A 19,474-nucleotide genomic window follows, 5' to 3' on the forward strand; every position below is an offset into this window, starting at 1 on the left:
TTTGCCGCAGCCCCCCAGCGTCCCCATACCGGATGCGGGGGGCTGCCCTCGTTTATAGCCCCCCCCGCACACCTAAAGGCACCAGTACCTGAGTGCTAGTTATAGTTTACCTTACATCACTATTATAAGTAATTAGGAAATAGCCTGTGGCATTGACCTCATGTCGACAGATGCGCATTAGTGAGACATCACACATCTGCTGCCAAGCCGTAGTACAATATTTACAGGTCAGAAAAACTCATCTGTAGCTTACTATTGACGTGACTGAGACGCAACGGTGCTGCCAGCCGTCCTTTTGCGCACACAAAAAATCTGATTTGGCACAAAGTACATAAGCTCGGGACCGCTCCGTACATGTGGGCCCGACTGTAAGCACCAGGGCAACAGGGAAATTTATTTGCACATGCCAATGCTGCACTCTATTCAGTACGCCAGCAACCCATACTGAATAGAGTGCAGCTGTCGACGTCTTAAGTAGCAAGCTGCTCGTGGTGGCTAACACTTGTGGTTAACTCGTTCGGGTGTACCCTGCCGCCTACCAGCATGCACTACAAGACTTGATGCTAGTCGCGAATATATTCAGAACCACTTGAAGCGGCCCGCGGCAACTGTGCCGTCATCCCATCCCTCCCACTCTAGCAAGTGCTCCTGTGCTTATAATGAAGTCAGCTATACCCAATGTCACCTTATTGATCGGCTATTCAACTGCCTCAAGCAGTTTAGTTGTAGGGTCACCCAGCGAAATAATTTAAAAGCACACTCTAGGCCCTTTTTTCCTTTATCAGGAAATTTGCTCCGATTGCGGGAATATCAACACCTTCTAATCATTTATTATAACTAAGTTTTTTATTATGAAATAAAAATTCTGCTGGCACCCTTAATTTATTATCTAAGCATTTGTAAGCGCGTAGTATAGTATCATTCAACTATGCTAGTCAGTTTATAATACTGCTTTATATTAATCTCACCTTAATTAAACTAAGCGTGTTGGTTTTGAGTTAGTTAGGCGTGACATAAATAATAACCTATTATGATTTAATTATGTACAGGTCTAATCTCATTAATCATTTGTATATACAAAGTTGCATAAAGAGCGTATTTTGTTCTTCAAATAAAAATGAGAGTAATTAATTAAAAAGTGGATAAATAAAAAGGCTCACCTTGCATAAGGTGAGCCTTTTTATTTATCCTTGAGGTATTACTTAACTTTTTCAATAATACCTTGAAAAGCGGTTGGGTGATTCAAAGCGAGATCAGCCAATACTTTACGATTCAAATCGATGCCTGCTTTTTTCAGGCCGCCCATGAATTGAGAATACGATAACCCATGCTCACGAGCACCGGCGTTAATACGCTGAATCCATAAAGCACGGAACTCGCGCTTTTTGGTTTTGCGGTCGCGGTAAGCGTATAATAAGCCTTTCTCAACAGCATTTTTTGCAACGGTCCAAACATTCTTGCGGCGGCCGAAATAGCCTTTTGCAAGCTTCATTACCTTTTTGCGGCGGTGGCGCGAAGCCACGTTATTCACACTTCTTGGCATAACCTACTTTTTTTGGCGACCGGTGACAATCCTTGTCTTGTAAACCGGGCGCCTGGTGGAAAATTATTGAGATACTGAACCTTCAAATGATAATCGAAACTGTTATTAAATTAACAGTGACTCAACATTCTTAGATATTCAGCATATCCTTCACCCGATTCATATCGGCAGAGCTAACAAGCGTAACATGCGTTAGATTACGCTTTTGCTTGGTAGTCTTCTTGGTGAGAATGTGGCTTTTGAAGGCGTGCTTCCGCTTCACCTTGCCCGTTCCGGTGAGCGTAAAACGCTTCTTAGCACCGGATTTCGTCTTTACTTTTGGCATTGTGGTATGAATTGAGAAAAAGGAAATGCTTGTTAATAAGCTAATTAATCTAATGCCTAAGCAATGAATAACTACCTCTAAGCCTGTTCTTCTTTGGCTTTAACTTCTTTAAGCTCTTTGGGTGCGACCTCTTTACCTTCCTTCCCTCCTTCTTTAGTGGCGGGTGCTTTGGGTTTGGCAACTACGGCTACCTTAGGAGCCAAATATAAGAACATACGCTTGCCCTCTAGTTTGGGCAACTGCTCAACTTTAGCTAAGTCTTCAAGAGCTTGAGCAAACTTTAGCAACAAAATCTCACCGCGTTCCTTGAACACGATGGAGCGGCCTACAAAGTGCACGTAAGCCTTGATTTTTGCCCCTTCACGCAGGAATTCCTGCGCATGCTTCAATTTGAAAGCAAAGTCATGTTCGTCGGTGTTAGGACCAAACCGAATTTCCTTTAATACCACTTTCGTGGCTTTGGCTTTCATTTCGCGGGTGCGCTTTTTCTGCTCGTATTTAAACTTAGAGTAGTCGATAACTCGGCACACAGGCGGCACGGCCGTAGGCGAAATCTCAACTAAGTCTAGGTTTTGCTCCTGAGCTAAACGACGGGCCTGCTCAATTGAATAAACACCTTGCTCGATGTTTTCACCGACCAGGCGCACTTCGCGGGCCGTAATCTTCTGGTTGATTTTGAACGGCTCCTCCACCTGAGCACGGGGGATGTAGCGGCGATTTGGGGTTGCTATGAGTTGGTCCTCCTTCTGAAAGGTGAGCGAATAATCTTTAGATACTATCTAACTCAACACAATGACCCGTGATGAGTTTCAATCAGCGGGCAAATATCCGCTTATTTTTCGGATCTAAAAAAGTGACTATATAAAAACATGCCCATTTCAGCATTTGCTGTCGTGGGCATGTTTTTATATAAGTGAACTAATTACCTACTAGCATCTCAGCTACTTGGCTATTAAAGCTACGAATGAATGCTTCGATTGGCATGCTACCCAAATCGCCTTCCCCGTGCTTACGGAGTGAAACAATGCCATTTTCCTGCTCCTTCTCCCCTACAATGAGCATATAAGGCACCTTGGACATTTCGGCATCGCGGATTTTGCGGCCTATTTTCTCATCGCGGCTATCTAATGAACCACGCAATTCAGCTTGTACCAAGCGGTCATAGACATGCTGGGCATAATCTTGATATTTTTCGGAAATGGGTAAGACAGCAAATTGCTCAGGCGAGAGCCACAACGGAAAATTGCCGGCGCAATGCTCAATAAGTACCGCAACGAAGCGCTCCAGCGACCCAAAAGGCGCACGATGTATCATTACAGGTCGTTGGCGGGAGTTGTCGGGGGCGACGTATTCGAGTTCGAAGCGCTCAGGTAGATTATAATCAACCTGAATGGTACCTAGCTGCCACTTCCGGCCTAGTGCGTCGCGCACCATGAAGTCGAGCTTAGGACCATAAAAGGCCGCTTCGCCTAGCTCCGTAACCGTAGGCAATCCTTTTTCCGCAGCAGCCTCTTGAATAGCGCTTTCTGCCAAGGCCCAATTTTCATCGGAGCCGATGTATTTGGTCTTATTTTCAGGGTCGCGAAGGGATATTTGAGCAGTATAATTCTCAAAGCCGAGTGCCCGGAACACATACAGTACAAGATCTATCACCTTGATAAATTCTTCCTTAACCTGATCTGGCCGGCAGAAGATATGTGCATCGTCTTGGGTAAACCCACGTACACGGGTAAGGCCGTGCAATTCACCACTTTGCTCGTAGCGATACACTGTTCCAAACTCTGCAAGGCGCAAAGGCAAGTCACGGTATGAGCGAGGCTTGGTTTTGTAGATTTCGCAATGGTGCGGGCAGTTCATCGGCTTAAGGAAGAATTCCTCACCGGGATTAGGCGTCTTGATGGGTTGAAAAGAATCAGCGCCATATTTCTCATAGTGACCCGACGTTACATAAAGCTCCTTTGAGCCGATATGAGGGGTCACTACAGGCAGGTAGCCTGCCTTAACCTGGGCACGGCGCATAAACTGCTCAAGGCGCTCACGTAGGGCCGTACCTTTAGGTAACCACAACGGTAGCCCCGCTCCCACTTTCTCAGAGAATGCAAACAATTCCAATTCCTTGCCCAGCTTGCGGTGGTCGCGGCGCTTAGCCTCCTCTAGGCGCTCAAGATATTCGGTCAGCTCTTTCTGTTTGGGGAAAGTGATGCCGTACACGCGAGTGAGCTGCTTATTCTTTTCATCGCCACGCCAAAAGGCTCCGGCCACATTTAGCAGCTTTACTGCCTTAATAGGACTTGTATCAGGGATGTGTGGCCCGCGGCAAAGGTCCGTGAAATCACCTTGGGTGTAAAAGCTGATAGTTCCATCTTCCAAGCGCTCCAGCAAGTCAAGCTTATAGGGGTCACCTTTCTCCGTGAAATAGGCTATAGCCTCAGCTTTAGGCACTTCGCGGCGCTCATACTGGCTTTTCTTTCGGGCCAGCTCCAGCATTTTCTGCTCGATCTGGGGAAAGTCGTTGGTGGATATAGTCCGGCCTTCGCCTAGGTCGATATCGTAATAGAAGCCACTCTCGATAGCTGGGCCGATACCAAGCTTTACACCCGGATACAAAGCCTCCAAAGCCTCAGCCATCAAGTGAGCCGACGAATGCCAGAACGTATTTTTGCCTGCGTCGTCGTTCCAGGTCAGGATTTCGAGGGCAGAATTCTGCGTGATGGGTCGGTGCAGGTCGCGAACTTCGCCATTTACGCGCACGCCCAAAGCGTTGCGAGCCAGGCCCTCACTAATACTAGCGGCTACGTCGTAGCCCGTCGCGCCATCTACAAACTGGCGCACAGAGCCATCGGGAAGAGTGATGTTAATCATTGGTCAGGAAAAAATGCTCTACAAACAGCGTTAGCCCGCAAGTTAGCTGGTTAAGACGAATGTGGGGGGCATTTATTGGAGCTACCACCCCAAATCTCTTTGTCTATAGCTGCGCTTATCATCACCGTACTAGCTACAGACACGTCTTATCTATGTGAAAACCGACCGAAAAAGCCCCCCAGGCGTGCTTAGCGCAGTGTAGGTAAGGACCGTTCAACCAAAGGGGCTATTGCCTGACGAACAGGGCGACGCATACTATCTCCGCGTAACTGCCGTGCGCGTTCTCCCGCTTTCCAGGCGCGGTAAGTCCAGTGTTTATTGCCTGGGTTTTCGGCGACTAGAATACGATACTGAGCGACTGCTTCTGTAGTGCGGCCCATAGCTTCCAGGCTTTCCGCTACCATTTGACGTCCGCCTGGCAAGCGGGAAGCCCGACGCAAGGCACGCTGTAAATGGGGCAAAGCTTCTGCATAGCGACGCTTTTTGAAAGCAGCCAAGCCCAGACGATAATCGGCGCGGTATAGTGTGGTGTCCAGCTCTACTGCGCGGGTGTAGGCATAAATCGCGCTATCAGGCCGGTTTTGCAGCTCGTGCTGCCGTCCGTAGTCGTACCACAGCGGACCGTGCGTGGGCGCCAGGCGAAGGCCACGCGTAGCATATACCGCAGCGGCGGCCGGGCGCCGGTTGGCATTCGACAAGAAAGCTAGCTGATGTAGAATTTCGGGTTGGTGAGGGTCGCGAGCCAGGCTGGCGCGCAGGTAGTCCAGCGCCTGGGCGGTATCAGCGAGTGCAGCGTGAGCTAAGCCTTTGTAGAACAGAGCGGCGGCTAGCTCCGGCTCCTGCTGCAAGGCTCTATCAAGATGATCAAGGGCTGCTTGATGGCGGCGGGCAGCCAAGTGAGTTTCACCTACCAGCAGGTTCAGTTCAGGCGAAGAAAACCCACGCTTGGACGCTTCGGCCGCAGCAGCCAAGGTGGCTTCGAGCCGGTTTTGAGCGCGTAGGGCGCGGGCCCTGATGAAATAAAATTCGCCGGGGTCATCATCTAGCTTTAAGGCTTGATCGATGTCGGCTAGCGCAGGGCCAATCTGACCAGCATCGAGGCGAAATGTAGCGCGGCGTGCGTATAAAGACGCTTTGCGGGGTTGGCGGGCAATGGCGCCTTCCAACGTTTCGGCTTGCAGTTGAGGCCCGCTTTGCACCGTAGCCAGGTTTACCATCGTGGCAGGTGGGCCAGTAGGTGCCTGGTCGCAGGCAGAAATAGCAGCGACGCACAACAGCAAAGGCAGAAAACGACGAATAACAGCCACGGCAGCTACGAACCTTAGTATAAAATACAGAATTGCCGCGACGAGCTAAAGAAAGTCAATCAAAACTATTCTACCGAAGCCACGACGCATCCGACAGCAAAGATAACTTCAAAGCCAACAACGATACCGCCAGACAAGGACCGCAGAAGCTTATTCGACCTCATTGCGGCCGCGTTTCTGCCGCGCCAACTGCTGCAACAGGTTCCGACAGCGCCTACTTACCTCCAGCTCTTCACCCGTTACAGGCTCCAGCTTTTGCGAATCGACGAGCACTGTGATGGCTTCATCAAACTGGCGCTGATTCTGATAGACACGGGCCAGATCATAGCAGAACTGTATGCGCTTCGGGTCCAGCTCATGGGCCCGCTTAAGCGCGTCGACCGCTTTAGTGCTACTGGCACCGCCGGGCATTCCGCCCAGAATCAGCTCACTATACACCCGCTCCAACACGTTGTAATGATCAACACGATAATGCCAGCGCCCAAGCAGCTGCCAGGTATCGGCCCAATCGGGGCGGCGCGCTACGGCCCGAAACACGTAGGGCTGCATTTCCTTGTACATCAGCAAGCGGCCCCGAGCCCGCAGCAACGTAGCCTGGTTGGCAAGAGACAAGGCCACGGCGTAGTTGGCCTCTCCCCCATCCGATTTGGCTACAAAAGCCCGATACGCATATTGCCCCGCCGAGGTGAAATAAGCCGACCGCCGCGTTTCGTCGGTATAGCGCGTGCCGATGCGCACGCTAAGCACTGCGGCCTGCCAGAGCGCTTCGTAGTTCTTGGCGTCCTCGTCCAGCACTTGCTCGTATTTCGCTAATGCTTCCGAATCGAGGTATTTTCGTTGGAGCAGCCGCGCTTCGGCCAACAGCTTTCCAATATCTGGCAAGGAAAGTGTGGCGGCTATGGATTCCAACTCACTTACCATGAGCATTCCCAGCAGTATGATTAGCCTGAAAATACGGGGCGAAAACATAGGCTAGAAAGTGGCTGGGCAGCAGGCCCAGCATTGAAATTGAAGCTTGGGGAAGTAGCAGCGAATAATTGCATTTGGCCGCAATACAATGAGTTGCCAGCTATGTACAGTTCATTAATGCTTTCCGCAAAACGGTTGGAAACCGAAACTTAATCATTCATGGCTACACCTGGCAAACCGCAAAAGCCACGCGGGCTGTTCCTTTAGGTCAGAGTTTGTAAGTTGAGTCTAAAAAAGCCCCCCAGAAAGTAACTGGGGGGCTTTTTTAGACTTTTAAAATAGCTTTAGCTGAGACTTGGGGCGCCGTAGTACTGCCTGGGCGCGCTCTACATCCTCGCTGGTCACTTCCACCGGACCGGTTAGCTCGGGCAGTGGCGCCACGGGCTCCGGCGCGGCCGGGCGCGGAATGGTGGCCGGGCCGCGCTTCTTGGCGGCCGCCCGGCGCTCCGGCTCCGGACCTTCGTCGGTGAGCAAGGCCAGCGAGTGAATTTTGTAGTAGGCAAGCTTATTACCGGCAGCCTTCCATCCTTTCACGTCGATAAACGTGTGCAGCGGCAGCTTCTCGGTTTCGCGGTCCGATTTCTTATCGCGCTGCACTTTCATCTCGACCAGCGGCTCCGGGTTGGCCGTAACGACCAGCATTTTGGAGCTTTTGCTTTCCGAAATAAATGAGAAGCGCTTTTCCAGCGTACTGGTTTCGATCTTGAAGCGCTTGACGTAGTGCACTTTCGTTTCTCCTTCCACATATATGGCGCTGAGCACCGTATCAGGTTCCAGCTTGCGCAGCAGCACGATATTAGGCATATCGAAGTGGTGCGCCGGATCGGGCGACTTGAGCTCATAGCTACCATCCTTGTATACAACCAGGACGGTATTATCCGTGTCGAAAGTACCTAAATAGCGACCGTGGCCGGCGGTGTTGAGGCGCCCAACCACACTATCGAAGAAGATCTCGCGGCCACCTAAAGTAGAGTCGCCGAGGGCTTCCTGCTTGATGCGCTTGATGGGCTGCTTGGTTACGATGTTGCCCTGCGAGCCTTTGCCTTTGATGGCCAGCTCCGCGAAGTCAAACTCAAACTGCTTCACCCGCGCCGGGGCCTTATCCGTCAGCTGTATGCTTACTATTTCCGACTCAGAATTTGGGTTGGCAGTCAGGTACAGCACCTTGGAATTTTTGCCCCCCTTGGTCAGATCGTAGGTTTTGTCGCGGGTGATGCCCGTCACGAGGAAGCGCTTAGCATAAGTTACCCCCGACGGGCCATCCTGGTACATCATGTTGTACACCAGGCGGTCGTCGTTCTTGTTGTACACGCCCACATGCAGGATGTCCTTGCCAACGAAGGTTTTCTCCGCAATGCGCGTGACCATGAACGAGCCGTCGCGGCGAATGCCAATGATATCATCTAGGTCGGAACAGTCACAGACGAATTCGTCCTTTTTCAGGCCGAAGCCCACGAAACCGTCTTGGCGGTTCACGTAAAGCTTCTGGTTGGCTACGGCTACTTTCTGGGCCGTTACCACATCAAAGGTGCGGAGCTGGGTTTTGCGCTCCCGACCAGCGCCGTACTTCTTCAGCAAGCCATCAAAATAGCTGATAGCGTAGCGCGTGATGTTCGCTAAGTGGTCGGCCACTTCGGCTAGCTCCGTTTCCAGCTTCTGAATGTACTCGTCGGCCTTGAAACCATCGAACTTGGAGATGCGCTTGATGCGGATTTCGGTCAGGCGCGTGAGGTCTTCCTGGGTGATGGGTCGGCGCAGCACAATGCGGGTGTCATTGGCCTTCTGCTTCTCCCCTTCCACGCGCACAAATTTCTTCAGGCCCGCGTCAATGGTTTCCAGAATCTCATCCCAGGTTTCGCACTCCTCAATTTTGCGGTAGATGCGGTTCTCGATGAAAATCTTCTCCAAAGAAGCCGAGTGCCACTTTTCGTGCAGCTCATCCTGCCGGATTTCCAACTCACGCTCCAGCAGACGTACCGTTTTCTGGGTGCTCAGCCGCAGCATGTCCTCCACGCCCACGAAGCGCGGCTTGTCTTCGATAATAACGCAGGTATTGGGCGAAATCGAAATTTCGCAGTCAGTGAAGGCGTACAGCGCGTCCATGGTCAGGTCGGGCGATACACCGGTGGGCAGGTGCACCTGAATCTCGACATCAGCAGCCGTGTTATCGACTACCTTCTTAATCTTGATCTTGTTGGCCTCCGAGGCCTTCACGATGCTTTCCATCAGCGCCGTAGTGGTGGTGCCGTAAGGAATATCGCGAATGACCAACATGGTTTTGTCGGCCTTCTCAATGGTGGCGCGCAGGCGGATTTTTGCCCCCCGCTGCCCCGAGTTGTAGTTGGTAATGTCACAAAGCCCCCCTGTCGAGAAATCCGGGAACAGCTGAATGTCGCGGCCCCGCAGCACATCGATGCTGGCCTTGCACAACTCGCGGAAGTTGTGGGGCATAATCTTGGTACTCAGGCCCACGGCAATGCCTTCTACGCCTTGGGCCAGCAGCAATGGAAACTTAACAGGCAGCGTGGTGGGCTCGCGCTTGCGGCCGTCGTAGCTCATCTGCCAGTCAGTGATGTCGGGATTAAACACCACATCGAGCGCAAACTTGGACAGGCGTGCCTCGATATAACGCGGCGCAGCCGCACCATCGCCGGTCCGTATGTCGCCCCAGTTGCCCTGGGTTTCAATCAGCAGATCCTTCTGTCCCAGATTCACCATCGCGTCGCCGATGGAGGCGTCGCCGTGAGGGTGATACTGCATGGTTTGCCCGATGACGTTAGCTACTTTATTAAAGCGACCATCGTCCATCTCCTTCATGGCGTGCAAGATGCGCCGCTGCACGGGCTTCAATCCATCTTCAATTGCCGGCACAGCCCGCTCCAGAATCACGTAGGAGGCATAGTCCAGAAACCAGTTCTGGTACATGCCAGCCACCGTGGCTACGTCGTGAATGGTTTCGCCGGGGGCAAATTTGGGCTCCTCCTCGGTTTCTTCGGTTACTGGCGTGGGCTCGGTCGTGACGTGCACATCCTCGGACGACTCAGACAGCAGCAGCTCGCCGGAGGCACTCACTACAAATTCCGCCTTCTCCTTTTCCGATGCGGCATCAGCGTCCTCGGGCGCGGCCGAGGCTGACCCAAACTCAAAGGAGTCGCCGGCACCAAATAGATTCGGCTGCTCTTCCTGGTTCGGGTCGTGGGGATTCTTCTCTTCTGACACAGTGGGGTGTGGCGCTTGCCACGATTAATGTTCTTGTACCTCTCTTTCAGCCCTGCGGCTGAAAGGCTTTTCACTAAAGACGCCTGAAAATAGATAACTGGCAAAAAATGTAAGGATCAACTCATGGAGTTTGAGTAAAAGCTACAAAGAAAATGAGCAGCGTCCGGGCTTGTTACATGTTCAGCCTGCGTATCAAAAGTACCGTTAGCTGCGCAGAACGCAATATTTGTAATGCGCGTCAAGCTCATAAAGTTCCCAATAATATTAGCCAAACACAAGCATAAACCCAATTTTATGTACCCTGCAACCAGTTCTTTCAACTTAGTGCCTTTGATAATCAGCGCAAATTATACTAACAGCTTTAGCCAAACATAGAATACATTTGATGATTAATCTTAGCTACACCAACGGTTGCTATAATTAAGGGCGTAAAAGTCTACCATTCGCACGCTCAAAAATGCAGCGCGCGCCAATTTCTGCGCTGGGGGGCAAATTGTTGCTTGGGGCAGGCAACCCCGCTAGTATCGTCAGCATCTGGCTGTTAAAGCGCTGAGAAACGCGTCATTTGCAAACACGCTTCCTGCTGGCAGAAATACGCTTTATTCAGCCCTCACCTCTGTACTTTACTTCCTCTGTGCGCCTCCTTCATCACTTTCTGCCGGGCCTGCTAATCCTGGCCATCCTTTCATCTGCTAGTGCTCAGCAACCTGCCGCAAGCAGTTACCGCGCCACGGAGCGCCGGGTGAACAATCTTGTTCATACCAGGCTCGACTTACAGTTCGACTACGCCAAGCGCTACGCTTACGGCAAGGAATGGCTCACACTCAAGCCCCACGCCTACCCCACCGATTCATTGCGCCTTGACGCCAAAGGCATGGACATCAAGGCGGTAGCTTTAGTGAACGGCACATCGATGCAGCCGCTGAAGTACGCGTATACCGATCAGCGGAACCTGCGCGTGAACCTGGGCCGAGAAATGCCCCCCGGCGCTGCTTACACGGTTTATATCGAATACACGGCCAAGCCCGACGAGGCCAATGTAAAGGGCAGCGCCGCCATTTTGGAAGCAAAGGGCCTGTACTTCATTAACCCCGACAGCGCTGTGGCCGGCAAGCCCGTACAGATCTGGACGCAGGGCGAGACCGAAGGCTCTTCGGTATGGTTTCCGACCATCGATAGGCCGAATCAGAAAACGACTTCGGAAATCAGTCTGACCGTGCCTAGTAAGTACGTCACGCTGAGCAACGGCGCGCTCGTGCAGCAAAAGCCGGCCGGCGCGGGCTTGCGCACGGATACCTGGAAGATGGAGCAGCCCCACGCGCCTTACCTCTTTATGCTGGCCATTGGCGACTTCCGCATCACGAAGGACACGTGGCGGGGCAAGGAAGTGAGCTATTATTTGGAGCCAAAATTTGCCCCCCAGGCCCGCGCTATTTTTGGCAAAACGCCCCAGATGCTGGAGTTTTTTCCCAACGCCTCGGCGTGGAGTTTCCGTGGAATAAATATGCCCAGATAGTGGCCCGCGACTACGTGAGCGGGGCCATGGAAAACACGACCGCTTCTCTGTTTGGCGAGCAAGCCCAGGGCACCGCCCGCGAGCTGCTGGACTGGGAATACGCCGGTGTGGAGCGCGAAATTGCCCACGAAATATTCCATCACTGGTTTGGCGACTACGTGACGGCCGAAAGCTGGAGCAACCTGACTATGAACGAGTCATTTGCCAACTTTTGTGAAGTACTCTGGGCCGAGCACGCTTACGGCCCCGATGCCGGCGCGGCTCAGGCCGACCGCAGCCTGCGCAACTATCTGCGCACTTCTTCCAACTATGAGAAGCCGCTGGTGCGCTTTCAGTATGCCGATAAAGAGGACATGTTTGATGGCGTGACGTACCAGAAAGGCGGCAGCATTCTGAACATGCTGCGCGCCCACTTGGGCGAGGAAATATTCTTCCGGGGCTTGCAGCACTATTTAAAGCAAAATGCCTTCGGAACGGGCGAGCCGCACCAGTTGCGCCTGGCCCTCGAAGAGGTATCAGGCCAGGACTTGAACTGGTTTTTCAATCAATGGTATTACGGCGCCGGCCACCCCGTGGTTACCATTGACTACCAGTGGGATGCGGCCCGCAAGCGACAGGCAGTGGTAGTGCGCCAAACCCAGGCTGGGGGGCTTTTTGTGCTGCCGCTGCTGGTTGATGTGTACGCTGGGGGCAAAGCGCAGCGCTACCACGCTACTCTTCGTAATGCTATCGATACGCTGTACTTTCCGGCTGCTACTAAACCGGATTTGGTGAACGTGGACGCCGCCAAAGTGCAGGTGTGGCAGAAGCAGGACAACAAATCATTGGCCGAATACGCCTACCAGTTCCGCCACGCCCCGCACTACCTCGACCGCCGCGAAGCCCTGGCCGCTGCTCAAGCCAAACCAACCGATCCGCTAGCCCAAAAAATTCTGGTGGCTGGCCTCACCGACAAATCTGCCGCTTTGCGAGAGATGACCGTTCAGGCTCTTGACCTCAAAAATGCCCCCCAGCGCCGGGCGGCCGCTCCCCTGCTCGCCAAGCTAGCCGCCAACGATTCATCGGTGCAGGTGCAGGCGGCGGCGCTTACGGCGCTCGGCACGCTGGAGGAGAAGCGCTACGCCAGGCTGTTCAGCAAAGCTCTCGACAGCAAATCGTACCGAGTGCAGGGGGCGGCGCTGCAGGCCCTGTTGCCGCTTCAACCCAAGCAGGCGCTGGCCCGCGCCAGCGCCTTCGAGGCCGATAACAAAGGAGCATTAACCGTGGCCTTGGTAAATGTATATGGCCAAGCCGGCGGACCAGCCCAATGGCCCTCGATATTGAGCAAGTATGATGCAGCCGGCCCCAATGGGCGCTTCGATATGCTGACCGGAATGGTGGAAATGCTCGGTCGTTTGGAAGATGCCGCGGCGCTGGCGGAGGGCATTACGCGAATGAAAGATCTGGCAGTGAAGTTTAAGGCCTATGGCGTTGCTGAACCAATTATCGGCGGGCTGCGGCAAGTAGAACAGCAGCAGGCCGCGCGCCCAACTGCGACCCAGACCAAAACGCTGGTAGCAGCAGCGGTAAAAGAAATTCAGGAAGCCAATTAGCGCGGCTTGTGGCTGAAAAAGCCTAAATAAAATTGCCACATAAAGGCGGTCATGCAGAGCAACGCGAAGCATCTCGCGTGTTTAGTGGGATTACTAATCTTATATCAGCACGCGAGATGCTCCGCTCTGCATGACCGCCTTATTCATAACTAATAGAAAAGCCCCAGTCGGAAGTGTCGGCTGGGGCTTTTCTATGAATTTAAGTTTTGAAAAAGCGGGCTCTATGCAAACGCCATATCTTCTTCGGCTACTTCTTCTACTGGCAGCACATCGGAGGTAATAAGGTCCTTCTCCTGACGCAGGTTATCGATGATAAACTCCTGACGGGCAGGCGTATTCTTGCCCATGTAATACGTCAGGACTTGCTGAATAGAGCGGTCAGATTGCAGAATGACGGGCTCCAGCTTGATGTTTTCGCCAATGAACTTGCCGAACTCATCGGGGCTGATTTCACCCAAACCTTTGAAGCGCGTTACTTCGGGGTTGCGGCCCAGCTTGCGCATAGCCTCCTGCTTTTCCTGCTCGTTGTAGCAGTAGATGGTCGTTTTCTTATTGCGGACGCGAAACAGAGGTGTTTCCAGAATGAAAACATGGTTGTTGCGCACCAGATCGGGGAAAAACTGTAGGAAGAACGTAAGCAGCAGCAAGCGAATGTGCATGCCGTCCACGTCGGCGTCGGTGGCAATTACCACGCGGTTGTAGCGCAGGTGTTCGATGCCTTCTTCGATGTTGAGCGCGTGCTGGAGCAGGTTCAACTCCTCGTTCTCGTACACGATTTTCTTCTTCAGCCCGAAGCAGTTCAGCGGCTTACCGCGCAAGCTGAATACGGCTTCCGTCTCCACGTTGCGGCTTTTAGTAATGGAGCCTGACGCGGAATCGCCCTCCGTGATGAACAGCGTGGTGAGAGCTTCGGCTTCCTGCTTGCCTTCGCCGAGGTGGAAGCGGCAGTCGCGGAGCTTGCGGTTATGGAGGTTGGCTTTTTTGGCGCGCTGGTTAGCCAGCTTTTTCACGCCCGCCATATCCTTACGCTCCCGCTCGCTCTGCTCGATGCGCCGCTTAAGCGCGTCGGCCACTGCCTGGTTTTTGTGCAGGTAATTGTCGAGATGCTCTTTTACAAAGTCCAGAATAAAGCCGCGCACCGTGGGGCCGTCCTCACCCATATTGATGGAGCCAAGCTTGGTTTTGGTCTGGCTTTCAAACACCGGCTCCTGCACCCGCACCGAAATGGCCGCGATAATGGAGCCCCGAATGTCGGCCGCGTCGTATTCCTTCTTATAGAACTCGCGCACGGTTTTGACCACCGCCTCACGGAAGGCTGCCAAGTGCGTACCACCCTGGGTGGTGTACTGGCCGTTTACGAAAGAATAATACTCCTCGCCGTAGTCGTTGCCGTGCGTTAGCGCCAGTTCAATATCGGGGGCTTTGAGGTGGATAATGGGGTAGCGCAGGCTCTCCGCGTCGGCTTTGCGCGAAAGCAAATCGAGCAGACCATTTTCGGAGTAGTATTTCTGCCCGTTGAAGTTGATAGTCAGGCCCGCGTTCAGGTACACGTAGTTCCAGATCTGATTTTCCAGATATTCCGGAATGAAGCGGTAGTTCTTGAATACCGTATCATCGGGCTGAAATACCATCAGAGTGCCGTTGCGCTGGGAGGTTTTCGCGGGCTTAGGGTCCTGCACCAACTTGCCCTGCGAGAACTCCGCCGACTTCATCAGGCCGTCGCGCACGCTTTGCACCAGGAAGTAGTTGCTGAGCGCATTCACGGCTTTGGTACCCACGCCGTTCAGGCCCACCGACTTCTGAAACACCTTGGAATCGTACTTGCCGCCGGTGTTGATCTTGCTGACCACGTCCACCACTTTGCCCAGCGGAATACCGCGGCCATAGTCGCGCACCTGCACGCGCTGGTCAGATATCTTGATGTCGATGGTGCGGCCGTGGCCCATCACGTGCTCGTCGATGGAATTATCAATAACTTCCTTCACAAGTACATAAATACCGTCGTCGTAGGCCGAGCCATCGCCGAGCTTACCGATGTACATACCGGGCCGCAAACGGATATGCTCACGCCAATCAAGCGAGCGGATGCTGTCTTCGGTGTACGCGTGTTGGGGGGCAATGGGAAGTTGTTCGTCAGCCATATAAACTAGGTAATCAAATTTGAGGTAAAATAACGCAGAAAATTGGCCTTTTCTCAACAGTAAGCCGTAGGAGGGCGCAAGACTGCTGCTCGTGGAACCGAAGCGCTGATTTTAGCCATAAATATTAGCAAAATTTCCAACTAAAACCAGCCCCTAGCGCACATAGTTCCTCCCAAAAACAACATCCATTACCCTGACGCCCAACTTTACTTCTCTTCTGCTTTCCTAATTTTTTTAGCTAATGCTTTCTACCTCTAAACACTTTAACGGCCCTCGACCCAACTCGACTCCGGCCGAGGTGAAATTGCCCCCCGTCATCTACTATACCTTCCTGCTCATTGGTTTGTCGCTGCTCGTGTTCGTGCTCTGGAAGCTCGACAGTGTGTTGCTGCCCATCACGTTTGCAGCCCTCTTTTCCATTCTGCTGCTGCCGTTGTGCCAACGCTTTGAGCGGTGGGGCTGGCCGAGGGTGCTGGCCATTCTCTTTTGTCTGTTGCTGGTGATTGTCGGATTGGCAGCCATAATCTTCGCTTTCGGCTCGCAGATGACGCAGTTTAAGGCCGAACTTCCCAAGCTGCAGACTAAACTGGTGCAGTATTTCGACCAGATTCAGCAGATGCTGAGCCAGCGCTTTGGCATTGAGCCCATCAGCAAAGACGAGTTGATTGATTCATCGCTCAAGAGCGCTAAAAAAGATGCTGGCGGATACCTGGGCGCTACGCTAAACACCACGGCCGATGTGCTGAGCGTGGTCACGCTGGTGCCTATCTATATGTTCTGCTTCCTGTATTACCGCGACCACATGCGGCAGTTTATGTTCCGCTTTGTAAGCCCCGAGAAGCGCACATCGGTACTGCACACCGTGGACAGTATCCAGACGGTGATCCAGGCCTATATCAGTGGTCTGATGACAGTTATCGTGATTGTGGCCATTCTGAATGCTATTGGCCTGCTCGTTCTGGGGGTCAAATTCGCCATTTTCTTCGCCGTCTTTGCCTCGGTTCTGACCATCATTCCCTACATCGGTATTCTGATTGGCTCGGCCTTACCGGCCATCATTACGCTGGTCGAAACCGGCTCGCCGGCCAAAGCACTGGGCGTAATTGGCGTGTTTGTGTTTGTGCAGTTCCTGGAGGGCAATTTTATTACGCCTATGATTACGGGCTCCAAAGTGAGCATCAACCCGATGGCGGCCATCATTGCGCTTATTCTGGGGGGCGAATTGTGGGGAACGCCGGGCATCATCATTAGCATTCCGCTGATAGCCGTGATTAAGGTAGTGCTCGACTCATCCAAAGCCACGGAGCCGTTCGGCTTTCTGCTGGGCGACGTGGCCGATGGCGACGATATTGTAGACAAGAAGGCCGAGCCAGGCTTTTTTGGGCGGCTTTGGCAGCGCCTGCGAGGAGCCTCGTAACCTGGGGGGCAATTTGTTAGTATAAACTCCTGATCAGCTTCTTGACGTGGCTGTGCTACACATTCTGACCTAACCCTAAAACAAACTTACCATGGCCTCTATTAGCGATAACACTGCCCGCGCTTATAACGACCTCGTCGAAATCAACGAAACTGGTGCCAAAGGCTACCAGGAAGCCGCCGAAGGCGCTACCAGTCCTCAATTAAAGTCGCAACTGAGCCAGTTCAGCCAGCAGCGCGCCCAGTTTGCTTCTGAGCTGAAGCAGCAGGCTCGTCAGTTTGGTATCAATACCGAAGCCGGCAACACAGTGGAAGGCGTAGTTGCCGATGCTGCTGCTGCTGTACACCGCGGCTGGATTAACATTAAATCGGTCATCACCGGCCAGGACGACAACGCCATTCTGGGCGAGTGCGAAACCGGCGACAAAGTAGCCCTCGAAGCCTACGAGCAAGCGCTGAAAGCTGAGGGCCTGCCCGTTGAAGCCAAGTCGATCATTCAAAAGCAGCACGGTGAAATCCTGGCTGCCAAAAACCAGATTACTTCGTTGAAGCGCTAATTCGCTTTCCCGATTTATAATAAAAGCCCCCCAGATTCGTCTGGGGGGCTTTTTTGTGCACAAATATTCCACAAAAGAACGTCATGCAGAGCGCAGCGAAGCAGCTTATGGGCTGATGTAGGAGTAGTAGTCTCAACAAACAGACCGTCATGCTTGATCTGGCGTCCGCCTGTCGAAGCATCTCTACTGGTTAGTAGAATCAATACCATTGCAACGAAGCGGCAGAGATGCTTCGATTCCTCAGCATGACGTTCTGCTCATCAGTCATTCCTACGATTTCTTTTTGCAACCTTAGTAGGGCTTATCTTTGTTACCAATATCATTAGCTAAATCAGAATCCAAATCTGCGCTGCCTTTGTACGCTATCATTGACCTTGAAACCACTGGTGGCCAGCCCACGCAGGACCGCATTACCGAGTTGGCCATTTTCATTCACGATGGCGACAAGGTGGTAGACCAATATGAAACGCTGGTCAATCCGGGCCGGTCGATTCCCTTTTTTATTACCCAGCTCACAGGTATCACCGACGACATGGTGCGCGACGCGCCCCGGTTTCACGAGGTAGCGCGCAAAGTGGTCGAAATGACCGAAGGCTGCGTGTTTGTGGCCCACAACGTGCGCTTCGACTACTCGTTTTTGAAAAAGGAATTCGCGGATTTAGGCTACAACTATTCGCGCAAAACGCTGTGTACGGTGCGCCTGAGCCGGTCGCTTATTCCGGGCCAGCCCAGCTACAGCTTGGGTAAGCTGTGCCAGAATATTGGCATTCCGCTGGAAGGCCGGCACCGCGCCGCCGGCGATGCTGCCGCCACTGCCATTCTCTTCGATCGTCTGCTCAAGATTTCGCAGCAGGATGAAGCCCTTGCCAATCCCGCCATCAGTGCCGCCGACACGCTGGCCTCGGTTGATGCCCTGGCGCCCAGCGGCCGACCCGCCGCTACTGCCACCAAAAAGCCCAGCGTCAAGCGCGTAACGGCCGTGCAGGAAGCCATCAAAACCGCACTTTTGCCCCCCAACATCACCCCCGAAAAGGTAGCTACATTGCCCCAGGAGGCCGGCGTGTACTACTTCCACGATGAGCAGGGCGAGGTGATTTATGTGGGCAAGAGCATCAATATCTACAAGCGGATTCAGCAGCACTTCGCCGTCGATTATAAGTCGCGCAAGTCGCTGGAATTCAAGAACAGCATCTCCGATATTACCTGGGAGCTGACGGGCTCGGAGTTAGTGGCTTTGTTGTATGAATCGGCCGAAATCAAGCGCATGAAGCCGTTTTATAACCGTCAGCAGCGGCGCTCCATTTTTCCAGCTGGCATTTATCTTCGGCAGGATGAAAAGGGCTACAAGCACCTCTACTACGGCCGCGCCGACGCCGATAATCCGGCCACGCCGCTTATTGCGCTGGCCAATCAATTCAAGGCCAAAGGCTTTCTGTTTCACAAAGTTTCCAAGTTCAACCTCTGCCAGAAGCTCTGCGACCTGTACAAAACCCAGGGTGCCTGCTTCGATTATCAGGTGCACCGCTGCAAGGGCGCGTGCGTGGGCGCTGAGTCGCCGGAAGAGTATAACCTGCGCGTGGACGAGGCCATCGAGAGCTTCACATTTGAGCACGGCTCCTTCGTAGTTATCGGCAAGGGCCGCAGCGGGGATGAGAAGTCGGTTGTGGTGGTTGAAAATGGACGCTACTTAGGCTTCGGCTACGTGGATGGCGAGTTCTCGGCCCGCCGCCTGGCCGATTTCCGCGACGTCATCAAGCCCTACGGCGACAACAAGGACGTGCAGCAGATTATCCGCCAATATCTGCGCACCAAGCACAAGGATAAGGTTAAGATTTTTAAGTAGTTCTGGCCGGGCCTTACCCCCCAGCCCCCTCTCAAAGGGGTAACGCGCTTCAAGCGTTTGCGGGGGAGCCAGCCGCTTGGCCTACGCCGCACCTTCCGCTCGCGCTCCAGGTACGGCTACCAGTCCAATCCGATAAGCTCAGCATCAAAAAAGGCCCCCCAGAAGATATCTGGGGGGCCTTTTT

General features: G+C 53.1%; 12 protein-coding genes and 1 pseudogene. 5 read left to right on the forward strand and 8 right to left on the reverse strand.

Annotated features, from left to right (window positions below; translation table 11 throughout):
- Positions 1–1,198: 1,198 nt before the first annotated feature.
- The 7 genes and pseudogenes from rplT to IEW06_RS07905 all read right to left on the reverse strand — a co-directional run bounded on the left by rplT (position 1,199) and on the right by IEW06_RS07905 (position 10,033).
- On the reverse strand, positions 1,199–1,543 hold the full coding sequence (rplT, locus tag IEW06_RS07875; RefSeq protein ID WP_187732048.1) for a 50S ribosomal protein L20: 345 nt from the start codon (positions 1,541–1,543) through the stop codon (positions 1,199–1,201).
- 130 nt (positions 1,544–1,673) lie between these two features.
- Entirely contained in the window at positions 1,674–1,868 is a 195-nt protein-coding gene (rpmI, locus tag IEW06_RS07880) for a 50S ribosomal protein L35 (protein WP_187312636.1), read from the reverse strand.
- A gap of 173 nt (positions 1,869–2,041) precedes the next feature.
- Positions 2,042–2,599, reverse strand: a pseudogene (gene infC, locus IEW06_RS07885) (translation initiation factor IF-3); the annotation flags it as partial.
- Between the two features lie 187 nt (positions 2,600–2,786).
- Positions 2,787–4,730 carry a threonine--tRNA ligase gene (gene thrS, locus IEW06_RS07890; RefSeq protein ID WP_187732049.1) on the reverse strand — a complete coding sequence of 648 codons (1,944 nt, stop codon included), beginning with the start codon at positions 4,728–4,730 and terminating at the stop codon, positions 2,787–2,789.
- Positions 4,731–4,918: 188 nt separating this feature from the next.
- Positions 4,919–6,037 (reverse strand): tetratricopeptide repeat protein, encoded by a 1,119-nt coding sequence (locus tag IEW06_RS07895; protein WP_187732050.1) that lies wholly within the window; start codon positions 6,035–6,037, stop codon positions 4,919–4,921.
- 150 nt (positions 6,038–6,187) lie between these two features.
- Positions 6,188–6,964 carry a tetratricopeptide repeat protein gene (locus IEW06_RS07900; protein WP_188547984.1) on the reverse strand — a complete coding sequence of 259 codons (777 nt, stop codon included), beginning with the start codon at positions 6,962–6,964 and terminating at the stop codon, positions 6,188–6,190.
- Between the two features lie 315 nt (positions 6,965–7,279).
- The gene (locus IEW06_RS07905) at positions 7,280–10,033 is read right to left on the reverse strand and encodes a DNA gyrase/topoisomerase IV subunit A (protein ID WP_373285373.1); all 2,754 of its coding nucleotides are present in this window, start codon (positions 10,031–10,033) and stop codon (positions 7,280–7,282) included.
- A gap of 826 nt (positions 10,034–10,859) precedes the next feature.
- Here IEW06_RS07905 and IEW06_RS07910 point away from each other — a divergent pair.
- Both IEW06_RS07910 and IEW06_RS07915 read left to right on the forward strand, forming a co-directional pair.
- Positions 10,860–11,741: a M1 family metallopeptidase gene (locus tag IEW06_RS07910; protein ID WP_229743074.1), complete on the forward strand. Its 882-nt coding sequence runs from the start codon at positions 10,860–10,862 to the stop codon at positions 11,739–11,741.
- Positions 11,708–13,333 carry a M1 family aminopeptidase gene (locus tag IEW06_RS07915; protein WP_187732054.1) on the forward strand — a complete coding sequence of 542 codons (1,626 nt, stop codon included), beginning with the start codon at positions 11,708–11,710 and terminating at the stop codon, positions 13,331–13,333. Before IEW06_RS07910 ends, IEW06_RS07915 begins: the two co-directional genes overlap by 34 nt.
- A gap of 221 nt (positions 13,334–13,554) precedes the next feature.
- On the opposite strand, the gene IEW06_RS07920 is transcribed toward IEW06_RS07915, so the two are convergent.
- Positions 13,555–15,474 (reverse strand): DNA topoisomerase IV subunit B, encoded by a 1,920-nt coding sequence (locus IEW06_RS07920; protein WP_187732055.1) that lies wholly within the window; start codon positions 15,472–15,474, stop codon positions 13,555–13,557.
- Positions 15,475–15,715: 241 nt separating this feature from the next.
- On the opposite strand from IEW06_RS07920, the gene IEW06_RS07925 reads away from it, so the two are divergent.
- From IEW06_RS07925 to IEW06_RS07935, 3 genes are all read left to right on the forward strand, one after another.
- On the forward strand, positions 15,716–16,891 hold the full coding sequence (locus IEW06_RS07925; protein WP_188547987.1) for an AI-2E family transporter: 1,176 nt from the start codon (positions 15,716–15,718) through the stop codon (positions 16,889–16,891).
- 91 nt (positions 16,892–16,982) lie between these two features.
- Positions 16,983–17,447, forward strand: a complete 465-nt coding sequence (locus IEW06_RS07930) for a ferritin-like domain-containing protein (RefSeq protein WP_187732056.1) — start codon at positions 16,983–16,985, stop codon at positions 17,445–17,447.
- Between the two features lie 355 nt (positions 17,448–17,802).
- A complete protein-coding gene (locus IEW06_RS07935; protein WP_187732057.1) occupies positions 17,803–19,290 on the forward strand; it encodes an exonuclease domain-containing protein in 1,488 nt (495 codons plus the stop codon).
- The last annotated feature ends 184 nt before the right edge of the window (positions 19,291–19,474 follow it).

The organism is Hymenobacter qilianensis (genome assembly GCF_014638675.1).
Classification (GTDB): Bacteria; Bacteroidota; Bacteroidia; order Cytophagales; family Hymenobacteraceae; genus Hymenobacter; species Hymenobacter qilianensis.